Raw genomic sequence first — 22,672 nt, 5'->3', positions numbered from 1 at the left:
GCGGGACTGGACACGGAGCCGACCCCTGACTGACGGTGGCCGGGCCCACGCGGCCCGGCCACCGGTGATGCGCAGGCGCGCTTACGGGGCCATCTCGTACGTGCCGGACAGTGCCTCGACCCGCTGCCAGACCCGCTGTGTGCGTGCCTCGTCGACGACCGGCCGCCGGATCGAACCCAGCGCCCACTCCTGCTGCTGTTCGGTCGCCGAGTCCTTGCCGTGCAGTTCGAGGGCGTGCGCGGAGAAGTCCCGCACGAGGACGGCGAAGAGTTCGTCGAGCACGTCCTCGTCGAGTCCGGTCAGGGCGGCCTGCTCCAGGACGAGCTGCCCGTGCACGACGAGGGCGAAGAGCTGACCGACCGCGAGGAGGAGGTCGAGGTCGCGGCTCTGCTCCGCGTCGGGGGCGGCCGTGGCGACGAACGCGCAGAGCGCGTCGGCCTGTTCACGCAAGCGGGTCACGTTGGGCAGGTGCGTGTACGCGTCGAAGGCGGGCCGCCAGTCGTGGAAGCGCACCGAGCCGAGGCCGCGGGCCGGTCCCTGCCGGAACAGGAAGTCGTCGTCGGCCGCGTCGAGGCGGGTCGGGACGGCGGGGTACTCGATCGGGTCGAGGAGATGGCCGCGCATGAACTTCAGGATCAGCGCCAGGTTGACGTGGACCGTACCCTCCAGCTTCGGCAGCCCGCGGATCTCCACGGCCGCCTGGCCGAAGTAGTTGTCCTTCTCGAAGCCCTTGGCCGCGATGACGTCCCACATCAGGTCGATGACCTTCTCGCCCTCCGTGGTCACCTTCATCTTCGTCATCGGGTTGAAGAGCAGGTAGCGACGGTCGTCGGGGCCGGCGGAGCGGAAGTAGTCGACAGCGCGGTCGCTGAAGTACTTCATGCCGACGAGCCTGACGTACGCGTCGGTCAACTCGCGCCGCACATGCGGGAAGGCGGTGACGGGGCGGCCGTAGAGGATGCGGTTGTGGGCGTGGGTGACGGCCTCGTACATCGCGTGCTCGCAGATGCCGATCGAGGCGGTGCACAGGTTGAACTTGCCGACGTTGACGGTATTGAGCGCGGCGTCGAAGGCCGCGCGGCCGGTGTGCAGGACGTCCTCGGCTGCTACGGGGTAGTCCTCCAGGCGGAACTCGCTGACGAACTTGGACGAGTCGACGACGTTCTTGACCAGGTGGTAGGCCGGGTGACGGCTGTCGGCGGCGAAGAACACGTAGCCGTCGGGGCCCTCGACGTCGGTACGGCGGCCGAAGACGGAGACGAGTCCTGCGGCGTTGCCGTTGCCGATGTAGTACTTGGAGCCGGTGGCCCGGAAGCCACCGTTGCCGTCGGGCTCGAGCAGCATGTCGGTGGAGTAGATGTCGGCGCCGTGGGCCTTCTCGGACAGGCCGAACGCGAACACCTCTCCCTGGCTGAGGAGTTCAGCGGCGCGGGAGCGGGCGGCGGCGTTGTCGCTCTGCCAGACCGGACCGAGGCCGAGGATCGTGACCTGCCAGGCGTACCAGTAGTCCAGACCGTAGAAGCCCAGGATCTCGTTGAGCGCGGCGATCCGGGCGGTGTCCCACCGCTTGTCCGGTTCACCTTCCCCTGCGGCGGACGACGGGGTCAGGAAGGTGGCGAACAGGTTCTCCTTCGCTGCGAAGGCGAGGAAGTCGCCAAGCCACGCACGGGTCCGGTAGTCCTCGATCAGCCGCCCCTTCCCGCGCTCCTCGAACCAGTCGACGGTGGCACGCAGCAAGCGACGCGTTTCGGGGTCGAAGTGTGCGGGGTCGTAGGTGCGCGGGTTGAACAGCAGTTGGTCAGCCATGGTGAGGATGCCTTTCGGCTGGTGGAGGGGTGGGAATCGGGAGGCCCGACGGCTGGACCGGCCCGATCGGGGGACCGGCGGAGAGGGCGGCGGCGCTCAGCGGCCCGGACCGAACCGGGCCAGCGTGGCAAGCACGTCGTCCAGCCAGTCGATCATCATCCGCTCGTACGCGATGCCGCCGCGCAGTACGACGTGCTGGAGCTCCCGCTCCGCGTCGAGCGGCGCCTGTGAACCGGCTGCACTTGCCTCGGGCCCGGTGAAGTCCCGTGCCTCTCCGGCGAGATAGTGCGCCAGCCGGTCCCGGTGCGCCTGCCGGTGCCGCTCCACCTCGCGGATCAGGGCGGCCGGGTCGTCGAAGGCGGCGCCCCGGATCTTCACGGCCAAGTCGTGGCGGACGCTCTCCGGCTCGATCGGATCATGCAGCCAGGAAGACAGCGCGGCCCGGCCGAGGTCGGCGACGCTGTACTCCTTCTTGTCCGGCCGGCCCTGCTGCGGGACATCCCTGACGTCGATCCAACCGTCGCTCTCCATGCGCTTGAGCACGCGATAGATCTGTTGGTGAGTCGCGGTCCAGAAGTAGCCGATGGACCGCTCGAAACGCCGGGCCAGCTCATATCCGGATCCCGGCTTCTCCAAAAGCGACACCAAAATCGCGTGTTCGAGCGCCATGACGCCGATCCTTCTATGCAACTCGTTGCATAGCAAGCCTCGCCCGCTCCGATGCGACGCGGCTCACCCCGGGACGGCCATTCGGCCGTCCCGGCGACTGTGCGGTCGATGCGGGCCCCACAGAGATCGCTCGGACAAGTCTCAGGTTTGATCACGATCGGACAGACGCAACCTGGCCGGCCTGACGTAGTACGCAGGCGGGCTCACACTCCCGAGAACATGAACGCCGCTCAAGCGGCGGGGCCGGCGCTTCTCACCGTTCGTGGAGTCGCGGAGTCACTGCAGGGCCGCGCGGAGCCGGGCCCTGGCCGTCGCTGATCGTGGTGGTCTTGCAGGTGTTCTGCTCTGCTTCTTCTTGCCGGAGGCGAACACGCAGCGGCCGGGTCGGTGGGCCTTGGGACGGCGGGCCTGGGTCTCGGTGCCGTCGATCCGCAGCGTCACGCCTTCCGCAGCCGCGCAGGCGAAGACGTCGGCAAGGGTCCGAAGCCGAAGCCCCGGCCGGTCGGGGACGGCGAAACCACGGTCGGCGAGCAGGGGGCGGATCTCCCTGATGGCCTCGGTGACGGTGGAACGGCCACCAGCTCGTGCTTGCGCCCGGCCCCGGCGCCACGGCGGCGGTCCCCACCGCGCCGATCCCACAGCGCGGACTCCCGCCTCGCCTGCCACGCGAGGGTCAACTCCTCGATCAAACCGGCGAGATGTGCACGGGAAAGGCCCGTGAAGGCAGGAGGGGACAAGGCCGCACGAACCCACTTCTTGGTCACGCTCGCAGAACCCGTGCGGCCGTCTCCACGTCACGGCCTGTGACTGCGCACTCAGGGCCGGCGGGCAGGGCGGGCCTCCTCCTCTGTCAGCAGGAACGCCGAAACCACTTCCGTGAACGCCTCCGGCGCCGTGTGGTGGATCAGGTGTCCGACCGGGATGGTGACCACCCGCCCGCCAGGGATGCGACGGGCCAGTTCGGCGATGCCGTCCTGGGGCACATGGCTGCGTGGGCCGCCAGCCACCACGAGGGTCTCGGCAGTGATGTCGCTGAGCCGCTCCAGCCACCTGGGGTCGGGCGCGTCGATCTGCCGCCTAACGGCCAGTACCATCTCCCAGTCGAAGGTCAGGTCGCCGGCAGGCCTGGTCGGGGTGGTCTGCTCCCTGGGACGCGGTAGTGGAACGTCTTCCAGGACGAGCCTCCTCACCCGCTGCGGATGGTCCTCCGCAAGCAGGTAGGCCACGATCCCGCCCATGGAGTGCCCGATCAGGTCCACTGTGCCAAGCCCCAGCACGTCCAGGCACCCGAGCACATCGGCTTGCATGAGTTCGAGCGAGTACTCCCCCGGCCAGTCGCTTCGGCCGTGACCGCGAAGATCGAGGGCGTACACCCGTCTGCTGCGGGCGAGGACAGGCACCACTGCCTCCCAGTCGGTGGCATCCTCGCCCAGCGCGTGCAACAGGACCAGGGGCACAGCATCCGGCGGACCCGACACCTCATAAACCAGCCGGACCCCTCCCACGTCGACCGAGCACAGATCAACCATGGCCGGAGGATACGCTGCGAGGTCCGCCCTGATCTTTCCATTGCCGACCACGCCGTAAGTCCGCGGGCTTCTCGTAACGTGCTCGTGACAGACATTCAGCTCCGGTGTTCAGCCTGTCCTTCACCCAGGACGACCGCGCTGGTGCGGTTGGTGTTGGCGTCCTGCAGGCAGCCGCGCAGGCGCATCACGTCGTGCGACGGCAGGGCGGGGCGGAGGACAGCGGTGTAAGTCCTGCGCGGCGAGCTGGACTGCCTGGGGGCTCTGGTCGCCGTACGTCTCGACGCGGAAGACCATGGTGGTGCTCGCCGCGTCGGGGGCCGGTTCGGGCCGGGTCTGGGTCGCGTCCGCCAGTGCCGACCACAGCAGGGGCACCAGGAGCAGGCCGCCTACGGCTACCGCGACGGCGAGTGCCTTCCGGCCGGTGCGGGCCGGCGGTACGGCCGGGTGGCTCTCCGAGGGGTCGGTCGCGGTGAGCGGCGGGGCGGCCAGGCGTCCGGCCAACCGGCGTTCCGCGCCCGGCCGGGCGGTGGCTCCGGCCACCTTCTGGATGACCAGGGCGATCCCGGACAGGGCCGCGCCGGCCACCATGAGCACGGGGACGAAGACGAAGGTGCGCTGAGTGCCGTTCAGCTCCGTGCGGTCCACGCCGGCAAGCCAGTGCCGCCGAAGGCGTAGCCGACCAGCCGACCAGTCTGATGGCCTTCATGCCGCCGACTCCTCACGTATCGAAGCGAGTTCCGGTGCCGCGCCGAGGGTGTCGCCCACGGTCACTTCTCCTGTCCCGCCGTCCAGGGTCAGCGAAGTCCCGTCGGGGAAGCGGTCGACCGCTCCGGGCACGCCCACCGCGGTGGGCACCCGGCATTCGCGGGCCAGTACGGCGAGGTGGGACAGGGCGCTGCCGGTCTCCGCGACGAGCCCGGCCAGACCGGGCAACAGCGAGGCCAGGGCGGGGTCGAGGGAACGGACCACGAGCACGGGATGGTCGGGGCGTTGGCCGTGGCCGTCCCAGGCCGTGCCGATGGCGCCGCGCCCTTCTCGGCCGGCAAGCCGCTGATATGCGGCACCTGCCGCGACGAGACGGTGTTCTTCAGTCTCTTCGGTCCCATCTTCCGCATCGACGAGGCCGGACTGCGCTCCAGGCTGAGCAGCACGTATCAGGGCGCCGAACTCGACCAGATCATCAACACCTTCCAGGCATCGCAGCCCGGCGCGACGCCGGCACAGCTCTACTTCGCGATCACCACCTCGCCCATCTGGCGCGACGCGATCAAGATCGCGGAGGCCAAACGGGCGCAGCACGCCGCGCCCGTGTTCATGTACCAGCTCGCCTACCCGAGCCCGACCCTGGTGCCCGGCACCGATTTCCCCATCGGCTCACCGCACGCGTCGGACATCAACCTCAAGTTCGCCAACACCGACAAGAACCTCGACTACATCCTCAACAAGGACCAGTCGCCGGAACGGCTGGCGACCGCACGGCACATGAGCGAGCTGGGGGCGGGTTTCGCCCACACGGGCCGCCCCACGGCGGCGGGCGTGCCGAGCTGGCCCGCCTACACCCTGACCGACCGTGCCACGATGTGGCTCGACGCCAGGTGCCGGATCGTCACCTACCCTGACAGGAACGAAAGACTGTTCTGGGAGAACCGTGACTGAGCTTGGCGTTTAGAGGTCGTTTTCATCAGTAAAACCTCGGTATCTTATGATTTGCGAGGTGATGGAGTGGGGTTGGCTTGCGCCTGTCTCATTCCAGGACGCCCGAGCACGACCTGCGCGAGATCATGAACGCGATCCTGTACGTGGACCGCACCGGGGTGCAGTGGCGCTACCTGCCGCACGACTTCCCGAACCGGAACACCGTCCGCGTGCGTGATCGACGCGCAGAGCTTGAAGGCCGCCACGAGCGTCCCCGCCTCAAGCCAGGGCACCGATGCGGGGAGGAAGATCGTGGGTCGCAAACGCAGCATCGTGACCGACACCCTCGGCCTCCTCCTCGCGGCACTCGTCACCGCAGCACCAACTCGCCCTGGGACCAGGGGATTCACTCCGATGGAGATCCAGCGAAGCAGCAGTCCTCACGGACCGTAGTCGACCGTGCGGGACCCTCGTCCTGCCCGTCGGTCATCGAAGCTGTCCGGCAAGGGGATCTGGCGGTGAGCAACCTGGGGCAGTCCCTGTCGCTGCCGGTGTGCTCGTGGCACTCGCCGTCCCGTCCTCGCGTTCGGTCCGCACGGTCGTCCGTCGCGCTCTGTTTCTGCGCATGCCCGCGAAGGGATCGTGAGCCGCTTACCTGTGCCGACCACGACACCGTGTTCCAACCAGCGTTAGAGTGCCGTCGCTCCCCACGCCCAGCTGAAGGCCACAGGAAGGCAGCGCGTTCCGTGAACCACACCCACGAGTCCACCGGCTCCGTCGGCGAGCGCCGCCTGCAGCACCTTCTTGGCACGGCCGACCAGGCCGCCACCTTCTACGACCGCCAGGTGCAGGACCGTCTGACCCCCCAGATGGCGGATTTCATAGGGCGGCAGACCATGGCGTTCCTGTCCACATCGGACGCCGACGGAGCCTGTGACGTCACATTCCGTGCCGGTCCCCCGGGCTTCGTCACTGTGCTGGACGACGGCACCCTCACCTACCCCGAGTACCGTGGGAACGGGGTCCTCGCCAGTGCGGGAAACATCACCGAGAACCCGCATATCGGCCTGCTCTTCGTCGACTTCGCCCATGACCACATCGGCCTACACGTCAATGGCGCAGCTCGGCTCCACGGGGACGAGGAGCAGCGGCGGGCCTACCCCAGCCTTCCTGTGGACACCGCTCCAGGGCGCAGGCCCGAATTCTGGGTGCACATCACGGTGGAGGAGGCGTACGTGCACTGCTCCAAGCACATCCCCCATCTCGTGCCGGCGCCGCGTCCACGCCCGGGGGCCCAACGGCCAAAGGATGCCGATTACTTCGTCGCCCGCGCCGAGCACCAGTCCCTACCGCACGAGGGCGAGCAGACTGCGGGAACTCACACCGGACCGCTGCCGGGCAGGGGTTGACCCGTGACGGAGCCGGTCCGCACGCAGGGCGGGCCGCAAGGTCTTCGAGGTGCTCGTCGCCGCCGGGCCCCACGCCCGCTCCCCCCCGCAGCCGTCACGTCCACCAACGGTGGCGCCGAACCGACGGATTCGACCGCAGCGCTCCGCGACCGTCCGGTCCTGAACGGTCAGTCCTGGCGGGCCGGTACCGCACGGTACGAGCGTAATCCGCTGACTTCTAGCCGCAGTTGACGACAACTCGTGCGTCCGCGGCGATGCCGCCCTTGTGCTGGCTGCCCAACCCGGGGTGCGGTCGGTTCGGACTGTTTGAAGGCAGCCCAGGTCACCGCTTCTTTGTGTGTTACTGACTTCGGCGCTTCGAAGTGGTTGGCTGGTTTGTGCGGCCGACTGACGGTCATGTGCGCAGTACGTCGTTGGTATGCGCTGTGCGGATGGGGGCGGGCTGACGGCGAAGGGCCGTCGGCCCCGCGAGGCGGTGCGGCTGGAGACTGCCGGGTTGTTCGCCGAAGGGGTCGTCCCGCCAGAGGTCTCCCGCCAGTTGCGGGTCAGCTCGAAGTCGGCCTACCAGTGGCAGCAGGCTTGGCGGGAGGGCGGGGCCGAGGCGTTGGCCTCCCGGGGCTCGGGCGGGCAGCGCTGCAAGCTGTAATGCGCCGGATCGGGTTCACACACGCAGGTCGCCGACCGGACGTACCTGGCGCCCGAGCTGAACGCGGTCGAGTACCTGTGGGCCCACGTGAAACACAGCCTCGCGAACCTCGCCGGCGTTGCCCTCGACCGACTCGCCGCGCTCGTGCGCAACCGGCTCAAGCGCCTCCAGTACCGCCCCGACGCCCTCGACGGCTTCCTCGCCGGGACCGGACTCGCCATCGCCCTCCCGCCACCATCACCTTGAAGCGCCTGGTCAGTTAATCGGTTGCACGCCACCGAGACGGGGTGTCTGATCCCGGCTATGAAAATTGTGCTGAGGACGCCGACGGCCGACGGAGTGCGCGAGGCCATTGCGGCGCTGCGGGAGTGGCAGCACGACGAAACGCCGATGCAGCTGCATCCCGGGGACATCGGCTGGAACTACCGGTTCGGAACAGCCGAGACGGCCGCGGCGGTGCGGACCTGGAGCCGGAACGGACGGATCCTCGCCGTCGGGATGCTGGATTCGCCGACGCTCGTGCGGATGACGGTCGCTTCCGACGCTTTCCATGACGAGGACTTGGCGCGGCGGCTCGTCGAGGACTTCTCGCTGCCCGAGCGCGGCGTGCTGCCGGAAGGAGCGGTGTCCATCGAGGCGCCGCAGGGCCTGCTGCTCCACGACCTGTTGACCAAGGAGGGCTGGGGCGTCGACGAGCCGTGGACGCCGCTCTTCCGCGACCTCGCCGAAGCGGTGGAGGACCCCGGCGTGCGGATCAAGGAGATCGGCCTGGAGCAGGCACAGGACTTCGCCGACGTCCTGCGGTCCGCGTTCAACCCCACGAAGCCCACGCGCGAGTACCGGCACAAGATGTCCGCGGCACCGTTCTACGCCGACGCCCGCTGCCTGGGTGCTTACGACGACCAGGGCCACCCCGCGGCGGTGGTGACGGTCTGGTCGGCCGGCCCGGGGAAGCCGGGACTGGTCGAGCCGATGGGCGTCCACACGGACCACCGCGGCCGCGGCTATGGCCGGGCGATCACCGTCGCCGGGGCGGCCGCACTGCGGGAGATGGGCTCGTCAAGCGTGCGCGTGTGCACGCCGAGCTCCAACGTCGGCGGCGTCGCCACGTACAAGGCGGCCGGGTTCGCGGCGAGGCCGGAGATCGCCGACCGGATCCGGAAGGTCTGACGTCGGGGTCTGCGGACCTTCTCACCATGCCGCTCGATCGGACATCCACTGCTCCAACTCCGAGGGAGCCGGCATACGAGGGCGGTTCCATCCGCCATCCGCGTAGCGCGTAGCGCGTAGCGCATACCAACGACGTACTGCGCAAATGACCGTCACTCGGCCGTACAAACCAGCCGACCACCCCGAAGCGCCGAAGTCAGTAGCCCCTGTAAGTGCCCTGCAACGCCTTGTGGCGCCGCGCACAGGCCGTCCGCGACGCCGCCGTCACTTGCCCCAGATCTTCCGGTACGCCTCCCGGTAGCCCGATGGATCCCAGGTCGTGGCCCCCTCGCTGTTGTCGGCCGTGGTGATGTGGACGGGGGCCACGTATCCGCTGGCGGGCCGGCCGGCGAAGGCGCGGTTGAACTCGTCGACGATCTGCCAGCCCTGCTGGGACAGCGGCTCGGGCACGGTGGCGGCCTGGTACTGCCTGCTGTTGATGCGCTGGAAGGCGGAGGGGTCGCCGTCGCCGGCGCCGATGTTGAACGGTGGGCCGGAGCCCTTCTCGCCGGCCGCGCGGAATGCGGGGGCCGCGTCGGCGAAGTACAGGTCGTTGATGGCGACGGAGTGGGTCCACCTGTTCTGGAAGCGGGAGAGGAGAGAGGCGATCACCCGAGGGGTGCGGCTGCTCGCGTCCGGGATCGGGATGTTCTCGTAGGCCAGCAGCTTCACGCCCGAGCAGGTGGCGAGCTCCTTCCTGATCAGGTCGGACTTGTTCTTGGCGAAGGGGATCGAGGCGTCGGTGATGAGCACGGCGCCAGCACGGCCGCCCGAGTCGGCGATGATCCATTGCGCGCTGATGGCGGCGACGTCCTCGACCCGGGTGGTGACGTTGGTGAAGAGCTCGGGCCGCCGGCTGGGGCCGGGAGCGGCGACGGCGTGCCAGCCGATGAGCCGGATGCCTGCCGCGTTGGCCCTCGAGACCTGCTGCAAGGTCGAGTTGGGGTCGAAGCCGCCGATGACGATGCCCGAGGGCCTGACTGCCACGGCCTGGCTCATGGCCGCCTGGATGCCGGCCGGGGTGCCCCCGCCGTCGATCACCCGGACGTTCCAGCCGATGACCCGCGCCGCTTCCCGCACCCCTTTCGCGGCGCCGGCGACTCCGGGGTTGGTCATGGTCTGGGCGACGTAGACGATGGTCTTGCCGGGCTCCGCCGCGGGGCCGGTGGTCGGGCCGTTCCAGGAGACATCCATCTGCTCCGCCCGGCTGACGGCGGCCTGGGCCCGGGCGTGGACTGCGGGGCAGCCGCTCGGGCCCGCGGTGGACTCGTCCGGCCCGCTCTCCGAGCCGCGTTCGCAGCCGGCAAGGACGGTTGCCGCCGCCAGCAGGGCGCAGGCGGCGAGCCGTACCCGGTGGGCGCCGGTGGTGGCCTTGCGGTTGGCGTTGCGGTGCACGAGAGCTCCTCACGGAGTCATGGGCGGGGGGATGCGACCGGGCACGGAGGTGGTGCCCGTGGGGTGGGTCATGGAGCGGTGCCCGTAGGGCCGTCGTCCTGCGTCGGGGAGGACGGTGGCTCCGGCGGCTCGGCGGGCGCGTCGCGGGCGGATACGGCGCCGGTACGCAGTCGGCGGCGGGCGGCGTAGCCGGCCAGTCCGACGGCGAGGAGCAGGGTGCCGCCGTGGAACAGCGGGACCGTCCAGAAGTCGGCGCCCATTTGGCCGATGCCGGTGAGGCCGACGGCCAGGACGGCGACGGCGACGACGGTGCCCAGGGCGTTGGGCCGGCCGGGTTTGATCGCGGTGGCGCCGAGCAGGGCGCCGACGAAGGCGGGCAGCAGGTAGTCGAGGCCGACGCTGGGATTGCCGATCTGCTGCTGGGCCGCGAGCAGCACACCATCGAAGCCGACGATCAGTCCCGACGCGGTGAACGCGTAGACGGTGTACCTGCGGGTCGGGATGCCGACCAGGTCGGCGGCGCGCGGGTTCGACCCGATGACGTACAGGTACCGGCCGAACGGCAGCCGTTCCAGCACCAACCAGAGGGCGGCCGCGAGCATGAGCACGTAGAAGGCGGGGACCGGCAGGTTCAGGAAGGTGGAGTCGTAGAGGTCGGTGAAGGCTGCCGGGAGGCCCTGCGGTCCGGGGACGATCCGGCCGCCGTCGGTGACCCAGCCGGTTGCGGCGTACAGCATGCTGCCGGTCCCGAGCGTGGCGATGAAGGAGTCGATCCGGCCGAACACGACGATGACACCGTTGAGGACGCCGACGACCGCCCCTCCGACGATCACCGCGAGGCAGGCGAGCGGCCAGGGCCACCCGAGGTTGACGATGAGCTGCATCACCATGACGTGTGCGAGGCCGAGGCCGTAGCCGATCGAGAGATCGAATGCGCCGGTGACGATGGGGACCATGGCGGCGAGCGCGAGGATGGCCGGGATCGACTGGTTGGACAGGATCGAGTCGACGGTGTCCAGCGTGGGAAACGTACGCGGCAGGGTGAGGGAGAAGATCAGGAAGAGCAGGCCGGTGAGGGCCAGTAGGCCGTAAGCGCCGATGAGGTGCCCGCCCGGGCCGCGCAGCGAGGGGGTCATGGATGCGTCGCGGTTCCGGAGGATGGCATGGCCGAAGCCGACCGGGTGAGCCCGGCGACAGTGAGGCCCGGGCCGCTCAGCTCTGACGTCACGGACCCGCCGACGAAGACCAGAGCGCGCCGGCACGCGCCGACGACCTCCTCGAAGTCGGTGGAGATGAGCAGGATCGCGAGGCCGGCGGCCAGCGCCTCGTCGAGCAGCCGGTAGACCGCGGCCTTGGCTCCCACGTCCACACTCGCGGTCGGCTCCTCGAGGATCAGCAGGCGCAGGCCCACTCGGAGCCAGCGGCTGATCATCACCTTCTGCTGGTTTCCACCGGACAGGGTGGCGATGGGGGCCTCGCTGTCGCGGGGCCGGACCGAGAACCGTTCGATGAGGGTGGTGGCCTCGGCGCGTTCGCGGCGGGGGCTGATCCACCGCGGTGCCGGCAGACTGCCCGCGCGGGGGTTGGCCAGGAGGTTCTCCCGTACGGTCAGCTCGGCGAGGCAGCCCTCCTGCTGTCGGTCCCCGGGCACCAGTCCGACACCCAGGCCCACGGCGTCCGCGACCGTACGAGGGCGGTACGGTCGGCCGCCGAGGAGCACCGTCCCGTCGAGGATGGGCCGGGCGCCGGCGAGGGCCCGTCCCAGGTCCATGTGCCCGGCGCCCGAGAGGCCGACCAGGCCCAGGATTTCTCCGGCCCTGAGTTCCACACTGACCGGTCCCGCGCCGGCGGTCCGTACGCCGTCGAGCGTCAGGACGGCGGGGCCGTCGGCGGGGATGCGGGCGAGGTGGCGGTGTGTCAGTTCCTCGCCGACGATGTCGTGCACCAGGCGGGCGGGGCTGTGGTCCGCGAGCGGGCCGTGGCTGACGAGGTGCCCGTCGCGCAGAACCGCGAAGGTGTCGGCCACCTCGTACACCTCGTCCAGGCGGTGGCTGACGTAGAGGATGCCGTGCCCCCGGTCGCGCAGGGCGTGCAGGACGCGGAAGAGCCGGGCGCAGTCCGCGGCCGGGAGGCGGGCGGTCGGTTCGTCGAGGACGATGAGCTTCGCCCGTGACGCCAGAGCTCGGGCGATGGCGACCAGGGAGCGTTCGGTGGGGGCGAGGTGGGCGATCGGTGCGTCGGGGTCGAGATGTGCGGCGACGATCCGCAGGGCGTCGGTGCCCTCCTCGCGGGTCCGCCGCCAGGAGATCAGTCCGGCGCGGCGCGCATACCCGGTGTTCAGGGCGATGTTCTCGGCGACCGTCATCCACTCCACGAGACCGAGGTCCTGGTGGATGAAGGACATGCTGCGCGATGCGGCATGACTTCCGAGTGGGTGCCCGTCCACCGTGATCTGCCCCGAGTCGGCGTGGTGGACGCCGGAGAGCACCTTGATGAGCGTGGACTTTCCGGCGCCGTTGGGGCCCAGGAGGGCGAGGACGCTGCCGGCGTGGACGTCGACGTCGACCCCGGCCAGCGCGAGGGTCCCCCCGAACCTTTTGCGGAGCCCGCGGATGCGGACCAGAGGTTCCGCTCCAAGGGGCGGGATCGCCTGATCAGAGGTGTCGGGAGCGTCGTACACGGACATCTCCCCGGGGTCGGCCTGGCACGTTCTTCCCGACTTTCATGAGGAACACCAACGGATCAGATCATGACATTTCAGGCATTACATGTGAGGCATTGCCGTCAAACACCGGCGAGCCCGCACTCGGCCCAGATGACCTTGCCCTGCGGGAGGTAGCGCGTACCCCAGCTCCGTGACAGCTGCGCGACGAGGAACAGGCCACGACCACCCTCGTCGGTGCCGGCCGCTCGGCGCAGGTGCGGGGCGGTGTTGCTGGCGTCGGAGACCTCGCAGATCAGGGTGCGGTTGTGGAGCAGCCGTACCCGGATGGGCCCGGCACCGTGGCGGATGGCGTTGGTGACCAGCTCACTGAGCATGAGTTCCGCGGCGAACGCGGCCTCGTCGAGGCCCCAGTCGGCCAGCTGCCGAACGGCGGCGGCGCGGACTTCGCAGACCAGGGCCGGGTCGGCGGGCAGGTCCCAGGTGGCGATCCGGTCGGGGTCCAGGGCGTGGGTACGGGCGACGAGCAGGGCGATGTCGTCGCAGGGATGAGCGGGCGCCACGGTGTCCAGGACGGCCTGGCAGGTCTCCTCGGGCGTGCGCTCCGAGTGGGCCAGGACTCCTCGCAGCTGGTCGAGGACCACGTCGACGTCGCGTTGCCGGTCCTCTATGAGTCCGTCCGTGTAGAGCACGACCTGGCTGCCCTCGGGGAGGTGGATCTCGGTGGCCTCGAAGGGCAGGCCGCCGAGACCGAGAGGAGGTCCGGCGGGCAGGTCGGGGAAGGACACCGTGCCGTCGGGATGGACCACCGCGGGCGGCGGATGGCCTGCTCGGGCCATGGTGCACTGCTGCGAGGTCGGGTCGTAGATCGCGTACAGGCAGGTGGCGCCGATGATGCCGCCGCCGTCGGAGACGGGGTCCTCCCGGTCCAGGCGTCCCACGAGGTTGTCGAGGTGGGTGAGGACGTCGTCCGGAGGGAAGTCGAGTTCGGCGAAGCTGCGTGCGGCGGTGCGCAGTCGGCCCATGGTGGCCGCGGAGAGCATGCCGTGTCCGACGACGTCGCCGACGAAGAGGCCGACCCGGGCCCCCGAGAGGGGAACGACGTCGTACCAGTCTCCGCCGACGTCGGATTCGGCGGGCAGGTAGCGATGCGCGACCTCGACGGCGTCCTGATCGGGCAGACCGTGCGGGAGCAGGCTGTGCTGCAGGGCCAGGACCATGGTGCGTTCGCGCGTGTAGCGCCGGGCATTGTCGATGGACAGGGCGGCTCGGGTGGCCAGTTCCTGGGCCAGCTTGCGGTCGTCGTCACCGAAGGGTGCGGGGTCCTGCCCTCGGTAGAAGCCGGCGATGCCCAGCACGACGCCGCGGGCGACCAGGGGCACCGCGATGAGGGAGTGGACGTGGCTGAGCAGTTGCTCGGTGTGCTCGGGGTCCTGCGCGAGCCAGCCCGCGGCGGCCTTCAGGTCCGGTTCCAGCACTGCCTGCCCGCTGGTCAGACACCGCAGCTGGGGCGTCGTCGGGCCGTAGTCGACCCGCTTGCCGACCGGCCTGAAGGGAAGGTCGTCGCGAATGCCGTGGACCACCGTACGGCGCAGGTCACTGCTGGCATCGGCGGACTCCTCACCGCGCAGTACGGCCTCGGGCAGGTCGATGGTGACGAAGTCGGCCAGTCGCGGGACCGCCGTCTCGGCGAGTTCCTCGGCGGTGCGGCGTACGTCGAGGGTGGTACCTATGCGGGTGCTGACCTCGGAGAGCAGCTCCAGGCGACGTCGCGCGGCCAGGGCGTACGTCCCCACGTGCGGCTCCCCCACCAGCACGAGCCCTCGCGCCGGGGACGCGGAGTCGGCGCGATGATCCGTCGCGCCGCCGGCGTCGGCGGTCGTGCCGCCCTGGCCGGGTTCGGCAACGGGCAGGTGCCCGGACGATGCGATGACGGAGCGATGATGCTCGGGCGCCGGGGCAGCATGAACAGCCCCGGACAACGGGACGTCAGGGACGCCGGCAAGCTCAGCGGGCAGGCTCAGCGGCTCGTCGGCCTGGTGCGGGACGGCAAGGGGCTTGCCCGGTGCGAGGCCGGGGAGGACGGCCTCGATGGCGATGCCTGCCACCCCGGAGGCGCTCGTCACCGGACGGCTCACGAGCGTGACCCGCCGGCCGTCGGACAGATGCACGTCGACGGCGGCTCGATCCCCTCGGGAGATCAGCTCGGTGGCCTTCCCCAGGAGGACGGACCGGTCTCGGGGGCGCAGTTCGAGGGCCAGTTCGTCCACCCCGATACCGCGCTGGAGACCGGCCGCGGTTCTGGCTCCCGCGTCCAGGTACGCCCGCAGCAGAGCGCGCCCTCGCGCGGAACTCTGCCCGAGCAGCCGCCGCTCGATGGCCTTCGCCGCCTTGCGTATCACCGTGGCCAGCGCCGGGTCCTCGGCGCTGCGCGGATATCCGAAGCACAGGACACCCTCGATACGGCCGCTGAGCGGGTCCCGGACGGGGAGTGCGCGGCAGGCGCTTCCCTGCGAACGCTCCGCGAAGTGCTCGGCGCCGTAGACCCGGATGAGTCGACGCTCCGCGAGGGCGAGACCGATGCCGTTGGTACCGGCGACCCCCTCGGCGAACACGAATCCCGGGACGCGCTGGATCGCCGGGAGAGCTCTGGCCAGGGACGCCTCTCCGAAACGGCGCAGGAGAACCGTCCCGCTCGCGTCGGCAACGGAAATGTTCATCGCGCTGCCGGCGAACCGAAACTGCAGCCGGTCGAGCACGGGCACGGCCGCGCGCACGATCCGGCCATCCGGATCGAAATCATCCCGGAAGGGAAGGTCGTCCTGGTCCGGCGAGAGCCCCAGTGCCCCGCAGCGCTGCCATGAATTCAAGATCGACGCTCGTACGCCGGTCTCGACCGGCTCACCCTGCAGAAACCGCTCACGGGAACGAGCGGGCCCTGTGCCGCCTGTCGCAGGCCCCGTCGGCATCGGTTCCTCGCCGGGCAGAACCACGCTGCGCCTCACTCACGCCTTCAATAACCCGCTCTTCGGAAATATCTTGCATTGACGAGAATACGGGAGATAAAGGGCGAGAGGCACGATTCGCAAGGTCCCTCACGCACGGTAACCGGACGGGGTCGTCGTCACAGGACCGCGACCGGGGTGACGGGTGAGCCGGTCCCACCCGGAACGTTCAACGGCGCCACGACGAGCATGAATTCATGCCGCCCCGCCTCGGCGGTCGCGACGGAGAGCGCCTCCAGGTCGAGGTTGTCCAGCAGCGGCACCCCCATCGCGGCCACGGCCAGGGCGTGGACCGGCGAGTGCACGCCGTCCACCGGCGAGGGCCGCACATCACTGTCGCCGTCTCCGCCCAGCAGCGCGATACCGCGCTCGGCCAGCAGTGGTACGGCGTCCACGTGGAAGCCCGCGCTCGCCGTGTCGGGGTCCCAGGCACCGAGTTCCGCGCGGCGGCGGACGTGTCCGGAGCGCAGCAGCACCGCGTCACCCTCGCCGATCGTCACACCAAGCGCCTTCTCCGCTGCGACGATGTCCTTCGCGTGCACCGCTCGTCCCGGCTCCAGCCAGCGGATCCCCAGGACGGCCGGGAGGTCGAGGAGCACACCCTTCGTGACGAGAGGGCCGAGCGTCGACACCGCGCCGAAGCGGGCGCCCGCGGAGTCGACGACTTCGTGCGCCGTCCGGCCGTCGTAGAGCTGCCCCCGGTAGGCGATGTGGCACAGGGCGTCGAGATGGGTGACACCCTTGCCGTGGTAGTCGGCAGCGATGAAATCCTTGTGGGTGCGGGGTTCCGGGGCTTCCACATCGCCCAGATCGGTCATGTGGTGCAAGGCCGGTTTGCGGTTGTCGGGGCCGGGCCGGGTGTTCCAGGGCAGCGCCATCGGGACGACGGTCCCGGACCGCACCGTGGCCGTGGCCCGCCGCACATGGTCCGCGGTCACCCGGTTCCATGCGCCACGGTCGGCCGGGGCCCACCGCCCCCACGTGCGAACCGCTTCGAAGAGTGCGTCGAACTCCGGACGGGATACGGCAGGACCGTTGCCGGCATCGGCGGACACGGGATCCGGGACCTGGGCGGAACTCGAGCTCATCTGTCCTCACCGATCACTCCGGGGACGGGCCGCTCGCCGCGGCAGAATCCTTCGAAAGCGCCCTGTCCGAGGCTCCTGGGGGCACCGTGTCGACGGCCATCACGGCCACCACGGCCACCTCGAACAGCCAAGCCTGCGCATCCTCGCGTAACTACCGATTGTCGGCGAACGTGCAGGTCATCGCGAGCTCCGACACCCGCCTGGGGGTGGCCGCGACCCGCCCGATGCCGAGCACCGCAACGTCCACGCGTGCACGCTTGTCGTAGCGTCCGTCAGGTCCCCCAGTCGCGAACAGAGCAGTCACATGGGCAGGTCGGCACCCTTACCTCGAATTGCCTTTGACCTGGAGAGGAACACTTGCCGCTGGGGCCGGTCGATGTCTGTGACGACGACGGCGATCTCCTCTCCGGCCTCGAAGTCCTCTGGCGGATCGGCGGCAGGCCGGCCGTGCACCTCTCTGAAGGGGAGCAGCCCAAGGACGCCGTCCGCAAGGTGGACGAAGACTCCGACGGGAAGCACCGTGGCGACCGTCCCGCGCAGCTCCTGGCCCACCACGGTGCGGTCCGCGAAAGCCGGGAAGGGGTCGGGCTGCAGTGCCTTCAACGACAGCCTGGCCTCGGCGTTGAAGGTGTCGAACTGAAGGAACTCACACGAGACACGCTGGCCGATCTCGACGACTTCGGTGGGAGCGTCGATGTGCCGCCAGGACAGTTCGGGGATCACAATGAACCCGACGCCAGGCAAGGTCGGATGGTCGGGGCCGTCGTCCAGGGCTACGAAGACCCCGAACCGCTCGATCGCCGCGACGGTGCCGGACAGGATCTCGCCACGGTGCAGTGACTCCAGGAACGCCCAGAGTTCCGGGCTCTCAGACTGCCAGTCCATGCCGGCCACCCTGGCACACGGCGCCGGGTGCCGGCCATGTCCCCTCGGTGGCGGCCAGTCCAGCCGAACCACTGTCCGCAACCGCGCTCTGCCCCAGGTGGCGGAGCTGCTGGGCTGCGAGCGACGGGGCGAGCAGGCAGACCGTCGCCGCCGGCAACCGGTCAGCACCACCAGGGATGTGGACAAGCGGGTCGGCCGGAGGCGTCTCTCAGGGCGTCCGGGGAGACCGTCCGCGCGACCGCCACCCCGCGGCCGTCCTGGTTGCGTGCCGAAGGACGGTGCCGCCGGTGGTCGGCGATCCACGTCCATGCGTTCCACGTGCTGTGTCACGCACCGGTGGTGCCAGGCGCCCGCTCTGGGACACCTCATCCGCCCGCGAGCTCATCCGCCCGCGGCCTCCTCGGCCTCCCAGCGCAGCAAGTCGCCCGGCTGACACTTGAGTACCTCGCAGAGCGCGGCGAGCGTCGCGAAGCGCACCGCCTTGGCGCGGCCATTCTTGAGTACTGCCAGGTTGGCGGGCGTGATGCCTACGCGGTCCGCGAGGTCGCCCACGGACATCTTCCGCCTGGCCAGCATCACGTCGATGTCGACGACGATCGGCATCAGATCACCTCGTCCAACTCGGCCTGCATCTGCGCCGCTTCGACGTCGCGCTCGACGGCCTGGGCGAGCAGCATCCGCAGCACGAGCACGATGAGCGCGACCCCGAGGATGGCCAGGCCAACCCCGCCCATGATCACGGTGACGCCTGGGTCGGCCCGCTGGCCCGGCGCGTTGAGCGCCGTGACCGCGAACCACAGGAGGGCAGCCGCCACGATTGCGCCGATCACGGCGTCCACGTACCGGAAGGCGGCGTGGGAGAACACGGTTCCGCGTCGCACCATCGTCACCAGCCGCCATACGCTGACCAGGGCGACCTGGCCCGACACCATGCCCAGGATCGTGATCACGCGCAACGGGGTCAGCGGGAGCGACCCGTCCTCCGGATCGTTCCCACTGGCCAACACCCACACCATCGATGCCTGTACGAACACGGTGCCGGTGAGTACCACCACGAGCACGGCGCGCAGCGCACGCACTGTCAGCTTTCCCACGCCCCCTCCTTCCATCGAGTTGCGATGGGAATCTATCGAGTTTCGATAGGTGAAGCAAGGGCTGGGACGCCGAGTGGGTGGCGGTTTCGCACCGTGGCGGAACGCCGTCGCCCCCGCTCATGGCATGGCGTTCACGCGACTCGTCTTGGCCTTGCCGAAGTCGGCCTTGCTTGAGCGCAGATGGACGCCACCCGACTCCGCCGAAGCGCCGAAGCGCCGAAGCCCTGAGGGGCTGGGGCGCCATAGGAAACCCCTATGGCACGTGCTGACTTTTCGTCTTTGCCTCGCCTTCTTTTCCGGCCGTACCGTGAAATAGCTCGACGAGGCGCTCAACGCGATTCCCCGAAGATTCGCACCATGCGCACGTAAATCCCTTATTCAATCGAGCGGACAATTTCGCGATCGAAAGGACCGGTGGTATGACGACGTTCGAGAACGGATCGGGAAAGCTAGAACTCTCGGGAAAGCGGGCCCTGGTCACAGGTGGTTCTCGCGGAATCGGAGCGGCCGTCGTGCGCCAACTCCTGGACGCCGGTGCCGAGGTGCTCACGACTGCCAGGTCGGCGACGAACACGGTGCCGGAGGGGGCCACCTTCGTGGCGGCCGACGTGCGGACGCGGGCCGGCGCGGAGGCGCTCGCCGCGGCCGCGCAGGAGGTGCTCGGCGGGGTGGACGTCCTGGTCCACAACGTGGGCGGGGCGCAACCGTACAAGGGAGCTTTGGCCATCCCTGACGAGGTGTGGCAGGACGCGCTGGACCTGAACTTCCTGGCGTCCGTGCGCCTGGACTCGCTGCTGGCACCGGGGATGCGGGAACGGCGTTCGGGAGTGATCGTGCACGTCTCCTCGGCGGCGGTGCCCCCGACGCCACCACCGTTCCTGCACTACACGGCGGCGAAGGCGGCGCTGGAGAACTACAGCCGGGGACTGGCCGCGGAGCTGGCACCGTTCGGAATCCGGGTCAACACCGTGTCCCCCGGCAGGACCGCCACCCCCGGCGGCGAAGCGACGCGGGAACAGTGGGCGCGCCTGGACGCGGGGCCGGGCCAGGCCACCCATACCCCTCCGCTGGGGCGCGATGGTCAGCCCGACGACATCGCCCACGCGGTGCTGTTCCTCGTGTCCGACCGGACGAGCTGGCTGACCGCGAGCAATGTCGTCGTGGACGGCGGCGAATTCCCCAGGGGTTGACGTCGAGGGAATTCCGGAACGCCGGTTTCGAAAAAGGAATTTCAGCGGCACCGCTTTCCTCTCGGCCGTCAGGACACCGGTGAGAAGAAGGCGGACTCCGACCAGGTCTCCTTACGCAGGAGTTCGAGCAGGGCCGTCTCCGCCGGCCCCGCGCCGTGCCGGACCACGGCGATGACGGGCTGGGACACGACCGGGAACACCGGGCGCGCGAGGTGCTCGTGGCCGTGGGGAACCGCGGAGGCCGGGACGAGCGTCACCCCCAGCCCGTGGGCGGCCCAGCGCACCGCCGTCGCCGTCTGGGACGCGCGGGCGGCCGTGTTCGGGGTCAGATCGTTGTCCCGCAGCAGGTTCAGCAGTACGCCGTCGAGCGCGCTGTCGCGGTCGAACCTCACCCACGGCTCCCCCTCCAGCTCGCGCAGCTCGACCCGGTCCGCGGCGAGCAGCCGGTGCCCGGCACCCAGCACCACCACGAACTCCTCGTCGCCGAGGTGGTGGGCGTCGGCGGGGCTGCGCTCACACGCCGCCATCAGGGCGAGGTTCAGCACGCCCCGGCGGCACAGCCGCTCCAGCTCGGCGTGGCTCGGCTCCTCGAAGACGGTGACCTCCAGCTGCGGGAAGCGGCTACGCAGCGCGCCCAACGCGCCCGGCAGCTGCCGCGTGCCAAAGCCCATCTGCACCGCGACCACCAGCTCGCCCACCAGCTCATCGGCACCGGCCCGCGCCGTCGCCCTCGCCCGCCGCGCCGCGCTCACCGCGACCTCCGCCTCCCGCAGGAACGCGCGGCCGACCACGGTGGGCACCAGTCCGGTCGGCGTGCGGGCGAACAGTTTCACTCCGAGTTCCCGCTCCAGGCCTCGGATCTGCTGGGACACCGACGGTTGAGCGACGCGCAGCAGCTCCGCCGCCGCCGTCACCGACCCCTCCTCGGCAACGGCCAGGGCGTACTCGTACTGACGAAGGCTCATCGGCTCCCGTCCCCTCCCTGCGGTGGACCGCGGTCCCCCCGTTGGAAATCGCTGTGTAGCCAACTCACTTCCGCCGGCGAAGATTCCCGTGGCCACGGCCAGATCGACGCACACCGACTCGCCCCACACACCACCACCCCGCGCGTCATCGACGCCCGCGGCGCCCTGAACCGCAGCCTCGCCCCTGCCCGGCCCGCGACGCCGCCCCTACGCGGTCAGCGAGCGCGGCCGGGCAGACGCTTGGGCCGCCGGGCATCCCCCGGAACCTCCTACAACGGCCCCCGCTCATCGGCCCACCGCTGGATCGCATCCCGGTCCACCAACAAGATCCCGTGCCGCTCACCCACGCGCCCGCGGCGCGCGCCTTGTACCGGTGGCGAGCAGCAGCCGGCCTCCATCGGGTACGGCGGCCGACGCCGGAGACGGCCCGGTGCGGCGGCCTCGCAGCCCTCACTGTCCGGTGCCAAGCCACCCGCCACCTGGCCGTCATCCGGAACCGCGTACGCAACGCGCGATCATGCGTCGGGCTAGCGCGGACTGCAATTCTTCGACCAGCGCTGGGGAGAGGTAGTTGGTCGGTTCGTCGAGCAGCAGGAGATCAGCGGGCTCAGATACCAGCCGTGCGAGGTCCACGCGGCGGCGCTGGCCGTATGACAGCTCGCCGATGCGCAGCCCGAACTCTGCCGGGCGGAAGAGACCGAGGGCAAGCAGCGCGTGCGCGTGCTCGTCGGCGGAGCCCACGCGGCCCAGCGAGAACGCCTCCGCCACCGTCAGGCCCGGCGGCCACGGCGTCTCGTCCTGGCGTAGATGGCCCACCCGGCCCTGCACCCGCACCCGCACCCGCAGGAGAGGGGTGCCCAGCCGTCAGTCGCGGCGGAGGGTGGGCAGGCCGAGATGGTGCAGGGCGACGTCGACGCGATGGTCGGCGTCGTAGCCACCGCGTCGACGTCGTAGCGCTGGAGCAGGGCGTCGTACGCGGCGTGCGCCACCGGGTCCGCGCCGTCGCCTGGCGCCCGCTCGGCCCGGCGCAGCTCCGCCTCCAGTGCGCGCAGGTCCGCGAGGGCCAGGTCGATGGCGTCCTGACGGTCGCGCTGGGGGGCAGGGGGATGGTCTGCGGCAGGTAGCCGATGCCGCCGACGGCGAACACGGTCAACTCGCCGCCGTCCGGGCGTTCCTGGCCCGCGATGAGCCGCAGAAGGGTGGGCGGTACGACATGACGGAGGGACTCGCAATACGATACGTCTCGTCGCGGCGGCGGGCGTTTGGGGGGCAGGCTGGATCGGGGGCGGCAACGGCGTCGGCTTGCGTCCCGCTCGGCGCGATGGGGTGCCGTCAATTCGCAAGCTTGGGTCACTCGTGCGTTGAGTGTGGCCGTGCGGTGTTCCTCAGAGAAGCGAAGGAAGAGCCTCGTGACCGCCGGGATTCGCCGACCTGCCGAAATGCGGCCGCTACCGCGGACGGTACGTCCCGTGAAGGACTGTCCGG

Annotated in this window: 21 protein-coding genes and 2 pseudogenes; 7 read left to right on the top strand and 16 right to left on the bottom strand. The window is 70.1% G+C overall.

Features of this window, described 5'->3' with window-relative positions; all coding sequences use genetic code 11:
• Nucleotides 1-81 precede the first annotated feature (81 nt).
• The 6 genes from PBV52_RS46410 to PBV52_RS46385 all read right to left on the bottom strand — a co-directional run bounded on the left by PBV52_RS46410 (nucleotide 82) and on the right by PBV52_RS46385 (nucleotide 4,973).
• Entirely contained in the window at nucleotides 82-1,806 is a 1,725-nt protein-coding gene (locus tag PBV52_RS46410; protein WP_274247703.1) for an acyl-CoA dehydrogenase family protein, read from the bottom strand.
• Nucleotides 1,807-1,902: 96 nt separating this feature from the next.
• Complete coding sequence (locus PBV52_RS46405; protein ID WP_274247701.1) at nucleotides 1,903-2,475, bottom strand: PadR family transcriptional regulator; 573 nt, start codon at nucleotides 2,473-2,475, stop codon at nucleotides 1,903-1,905.
• A 276-nt stretch (nucleotides 2,476-2,751) separates the two neighbouring features.
• Entirely contained in the window at nucleotides 2,752-3,141 is a 390-nt protein-coding gene (locus PBV52_RS46400; protein WP_373921984.1) for a hypothetical protein, read from the bottom strand.
• A 149-nt stretch (nucleotides 3,142-3,290) separates the two neighbouring features.
• Complete coding sequence (locus tag PBV52_RS46395) at nucleotides 3,291-4,004, bottom strand: alpha/beta fold hydrolase (protein WP_274249973.1); 714 nt, start codon at nucleotides 4,002-4,004, stop codon at nucleotides 3,291-3,293.
• A 120-nt stretch (nucleotides 4,005-4,124) separates the two neighbouring features.
• On the bottom strand, nucleotides 4,125-4,649 hold the full coding sequence (locus tag PBV52_RS46390; RefSeq protein ID WP_274247699.1) for a hypothetical protein: 525 nt from the start codon (nucleotides 4,647-4,649) through the stop codon (nucleotides 4,125-4,127).
• Nucleotides 4,650-4,706: 57 nt separating this feature from the next.
• Nucleotides 4,707-4,973 (bottom strand): PEP-utilizing enzyme, encoded by a 267-nt coding sequence (locus PBV52_RS46385; protein WP_373921983.1) that lies wholly within the window; start codon nucleotides 4,971-4,973, stop codon nucleotides 4,707-4,709.
• A 27-nt stretch (nucleotides 4,974-5,000) separates the two neighbouring features.
• Here PBV52_RS46385 and PBV52_RS46380 point away from each other — a divergent pair, with 27 nt between their 5' ends.
• The 6 genes and pseudogenes from PBV52_RS46380 (at nucleotide 5,001) to PBV52_RS46355 (ending at nucleotide 8,864) form a co-directional block, all read left to right on the top strand.
• Complete coding sequence (locus tag PBV52_RS46380) at nucleotides 5,001-5,660, top strand: carboxylesterase family protein (RefSeq protein ID WP_274247695.1); 660 nt, start codon at nucleotides 5,001-5,003, stop codon at nucleotides 5,658-5,660.
• An 83-nt stretch (nucleotides 5,661-5,743) separates the two neighbouring features.
• Nucleotides 5,744-6,044, top strand: a pseudogene (locus tag PBV52_RS46375) (transposase); the annotation flags it as partial.
• 341 nt (nucleotides 6,045-6,385) lie between these two features.
• Nucleotides 6,386-7,048, top strand: coding sequence for a pyridoxamine 5'-phosphate oxidase family protein (locus PBV52_RS46370; RefSeq protein ID WP_274247693.1), 663 nt, complete (start codon nucleotides 6,386-6,388; stop codon nucleotides 7,046-7,048).
• Between the two features lie 418 nt (nucleotides 7,049-7,466).
• Nucleotides 7,467-7,694 (top strand): helix-turn-helix domain-containing protein, encoded by a 228-nt coding sequence (locus tag PBV52_RS46365; protein ID WP_274247690.1) that lies wholly within the window; start codon nucleotides 7,467-7,469, stop codon nucleotides 7,692-7,694.
• Nucleotides 7,695-7,781: 87 nt separating this feature from the next.
• Nucleotides 7,782-7,940: a hypothetical protein gene (locus PBV52_RS46360; protein WP_373921982.1), complete on the top strand. Its 159-nt coding sequence runs from the start codon at nucleotides 7,782-7,784 to the stop codon at nucleotides 7,938-7,940.
• Between the two features lie 57 nt (nucleotides 7,941-7,997).
• A complete protein-coding gene (locus PBV52_RS46355) occupies nucleotides 7,998-8,864 on the top strand; it encodes a GNAT family N-acetyltransferase (protein ID WP_274247688.1) in 867 nt (288 codons plus the stop codon).
• A gap of 264 nt (nucleotides 8,865-9,128) precedes the next feature.
• On the opposite strand, the gene PBV52_RS46350 is transcribed toward PBV52_RS46355, so the two are convergent.
• From PBV52_RS46350 to PBV52_RS46310, 8 genes are all read right to left on the bottom strand, one after another.
• Nucleotides 9,129-10,298: a substrate-binding domain-containing protein gene (locus tag PBV52_RS46350; protein WP_274247686.1), complete on the bottom strand. Its 1,170-nt coding sequence runs from the start codon at nucleotides 10,296-10,298 to the stop codon at nucleotides 9,129-9,131.
• Between the two features lie 68 nt (nucleotides 10,299-10,366).
• Nucleotides 10,367-11,434 carry an ABC transporter permease gene (locus PBV52_RS46345; RefSeq protein ID WP_274247685.1) on the bottom strand — a complete coding sequence of 356 codons (1,068 nt, stop codon included), beginning with the start codon at nucleotides 11,432-11,434 and terminating at the stop codon, nucleotides 10,367-10,369.
• Nucleotides 11,431-12,978, bottom strand: coding sequence for a sugar ABC transporter ATP-binding protein (locus tag PBV52_RS46340; RefSeq protein ID WP_274247683.1), 1,548 nt, complete (start codon nucleotides 12,976-12,978; stop codon nucleotides 11,431-11,433). Before PBV52_RS46340 ends, PBV52_RS46345 begins: the two co-directional genes overlap by 4 nt.
• A 104-nt stretch (nucleotides 12,979-13,082) precedes the next feature.
• Nucleotides 13,083-15,929, bottom strand: a complete 2,847-nt coding sequence (locus PBV52_RS46335; protein WP_274247681.1) for a SpoIIE family protein phosphatase — start codon at nucleotides 15,927-15,929, stop codon at nucleotides 13,083-13,085.
• Nucleotides 15,930-16,084: 155 nt separating this feature from the next.
• Entirely contained in the window at nucleotides 16,085-17,053 is a 969-nt protein-coding gene (locus PBV52_RS46330; RefSeq protein WP_274247679.1) for a cyclase family protein, read from the bottom strand.
• A gap of 300 nt (nucleotides 17,054-17,353) precedes the next feature.
• Complete coding sequence (locus PBV52_RS46320; protein ID WP_274249972.1) at nucleotides 17,354-17,938, bottom strand: S1 RNA-binding domain-containing protein; 585 nt, start codon at nucleotides 17,936-17,938, stop codon at nucleotides 17,354-17,356.
• 381 nt (nucleotides 17,939-18,319) lie between these two features.
• A complete protein-coding gene (locus tag PBV52_RS46315) occupies nucleotides 18,320-18,541 on the bottom strand; it encodes a helix-turn-helix transcriptional regulator (protein WP_274247677.1) in 222 nt (73 codons plus the stop codon).
• Complete coding sequence (locus PBV52_RS46310; RefSeq protein WP_274247675.1) at nucleotides 18,541-19,032, bottom strand: DUF2975 domain-containing protein; 492 nt, start codon at nucleotides 19,030-19,032, stop codon at nucleotides 18,541-18,543. The genes PBV52_RS46315 and PBV52_RS46310 overlap by 1 nt, the downstream gene beginning before the upstream one ends.
• A 419-nt stretch (nucleotides 19,033-19,451) precedes the next feature.
• Here PBV52_RS46310 and PBV52_RS46305 point away from each other — a divergent pair, with 419 nt between their 5' ends.
• Complete coding sequence (locus PBV52_RS46305) at nucleotides 19,452-20,222, top strand: SDR family oxidoreductase (RefSeq protein WP_274247673.1); 771 nt, start codon at nucleotides 19,452-19,454, stop codon at nucleotides 20,220-20,222.
• Between the two features lie 68 nt (nucleotides 20,223-20,290).
• Here the strand turns inward: PBV52_RS46305 and PBV52_RS46300 are convergent, their stop codons facing one another.
• Both PBV52_RS46300 and PBV52_RS46295 read right to left on the bottom strand, forming a co-directional pair.
• Nucleotides 20,291-21,187: a LysR family transcriptional regulator gene (locus PBV52_RS46300; protein ID WP_274247672.1), complete on the bottom strand. Its 897-nt coding sequence runs from the start codon at nucleotides 21,185-21,187 to the stop codon at nucleotides 20,291-20,293.
• 525 nt (nucleotides 21,188-21,712) lie between these two features.
• Nucleotides 21,713-22,388 (bottom strand): annotated as a pseudogene (locus PBV52_RS46295) (ATP-binding cassette domain-containing protein); the annotation flags it as partial.
• Nucleotides 22,389-22,672 lie beyond the last annotated feature (284 nt).

This window comes from Streptomyces sp. T12, from assembly GCF_028736035.1.
In the GTDB taxonomy this organism is placed as follows: domain Bacteria; phylum Actinomycetota; class Actinomycetes; order Streptomycetales; family Streptomycetaceae; genus Streptomyces.
Note: the sequence above shows the minus strand (reverse complement) of the source record. Positions and strands in the feature narration are given on the sequence as shown.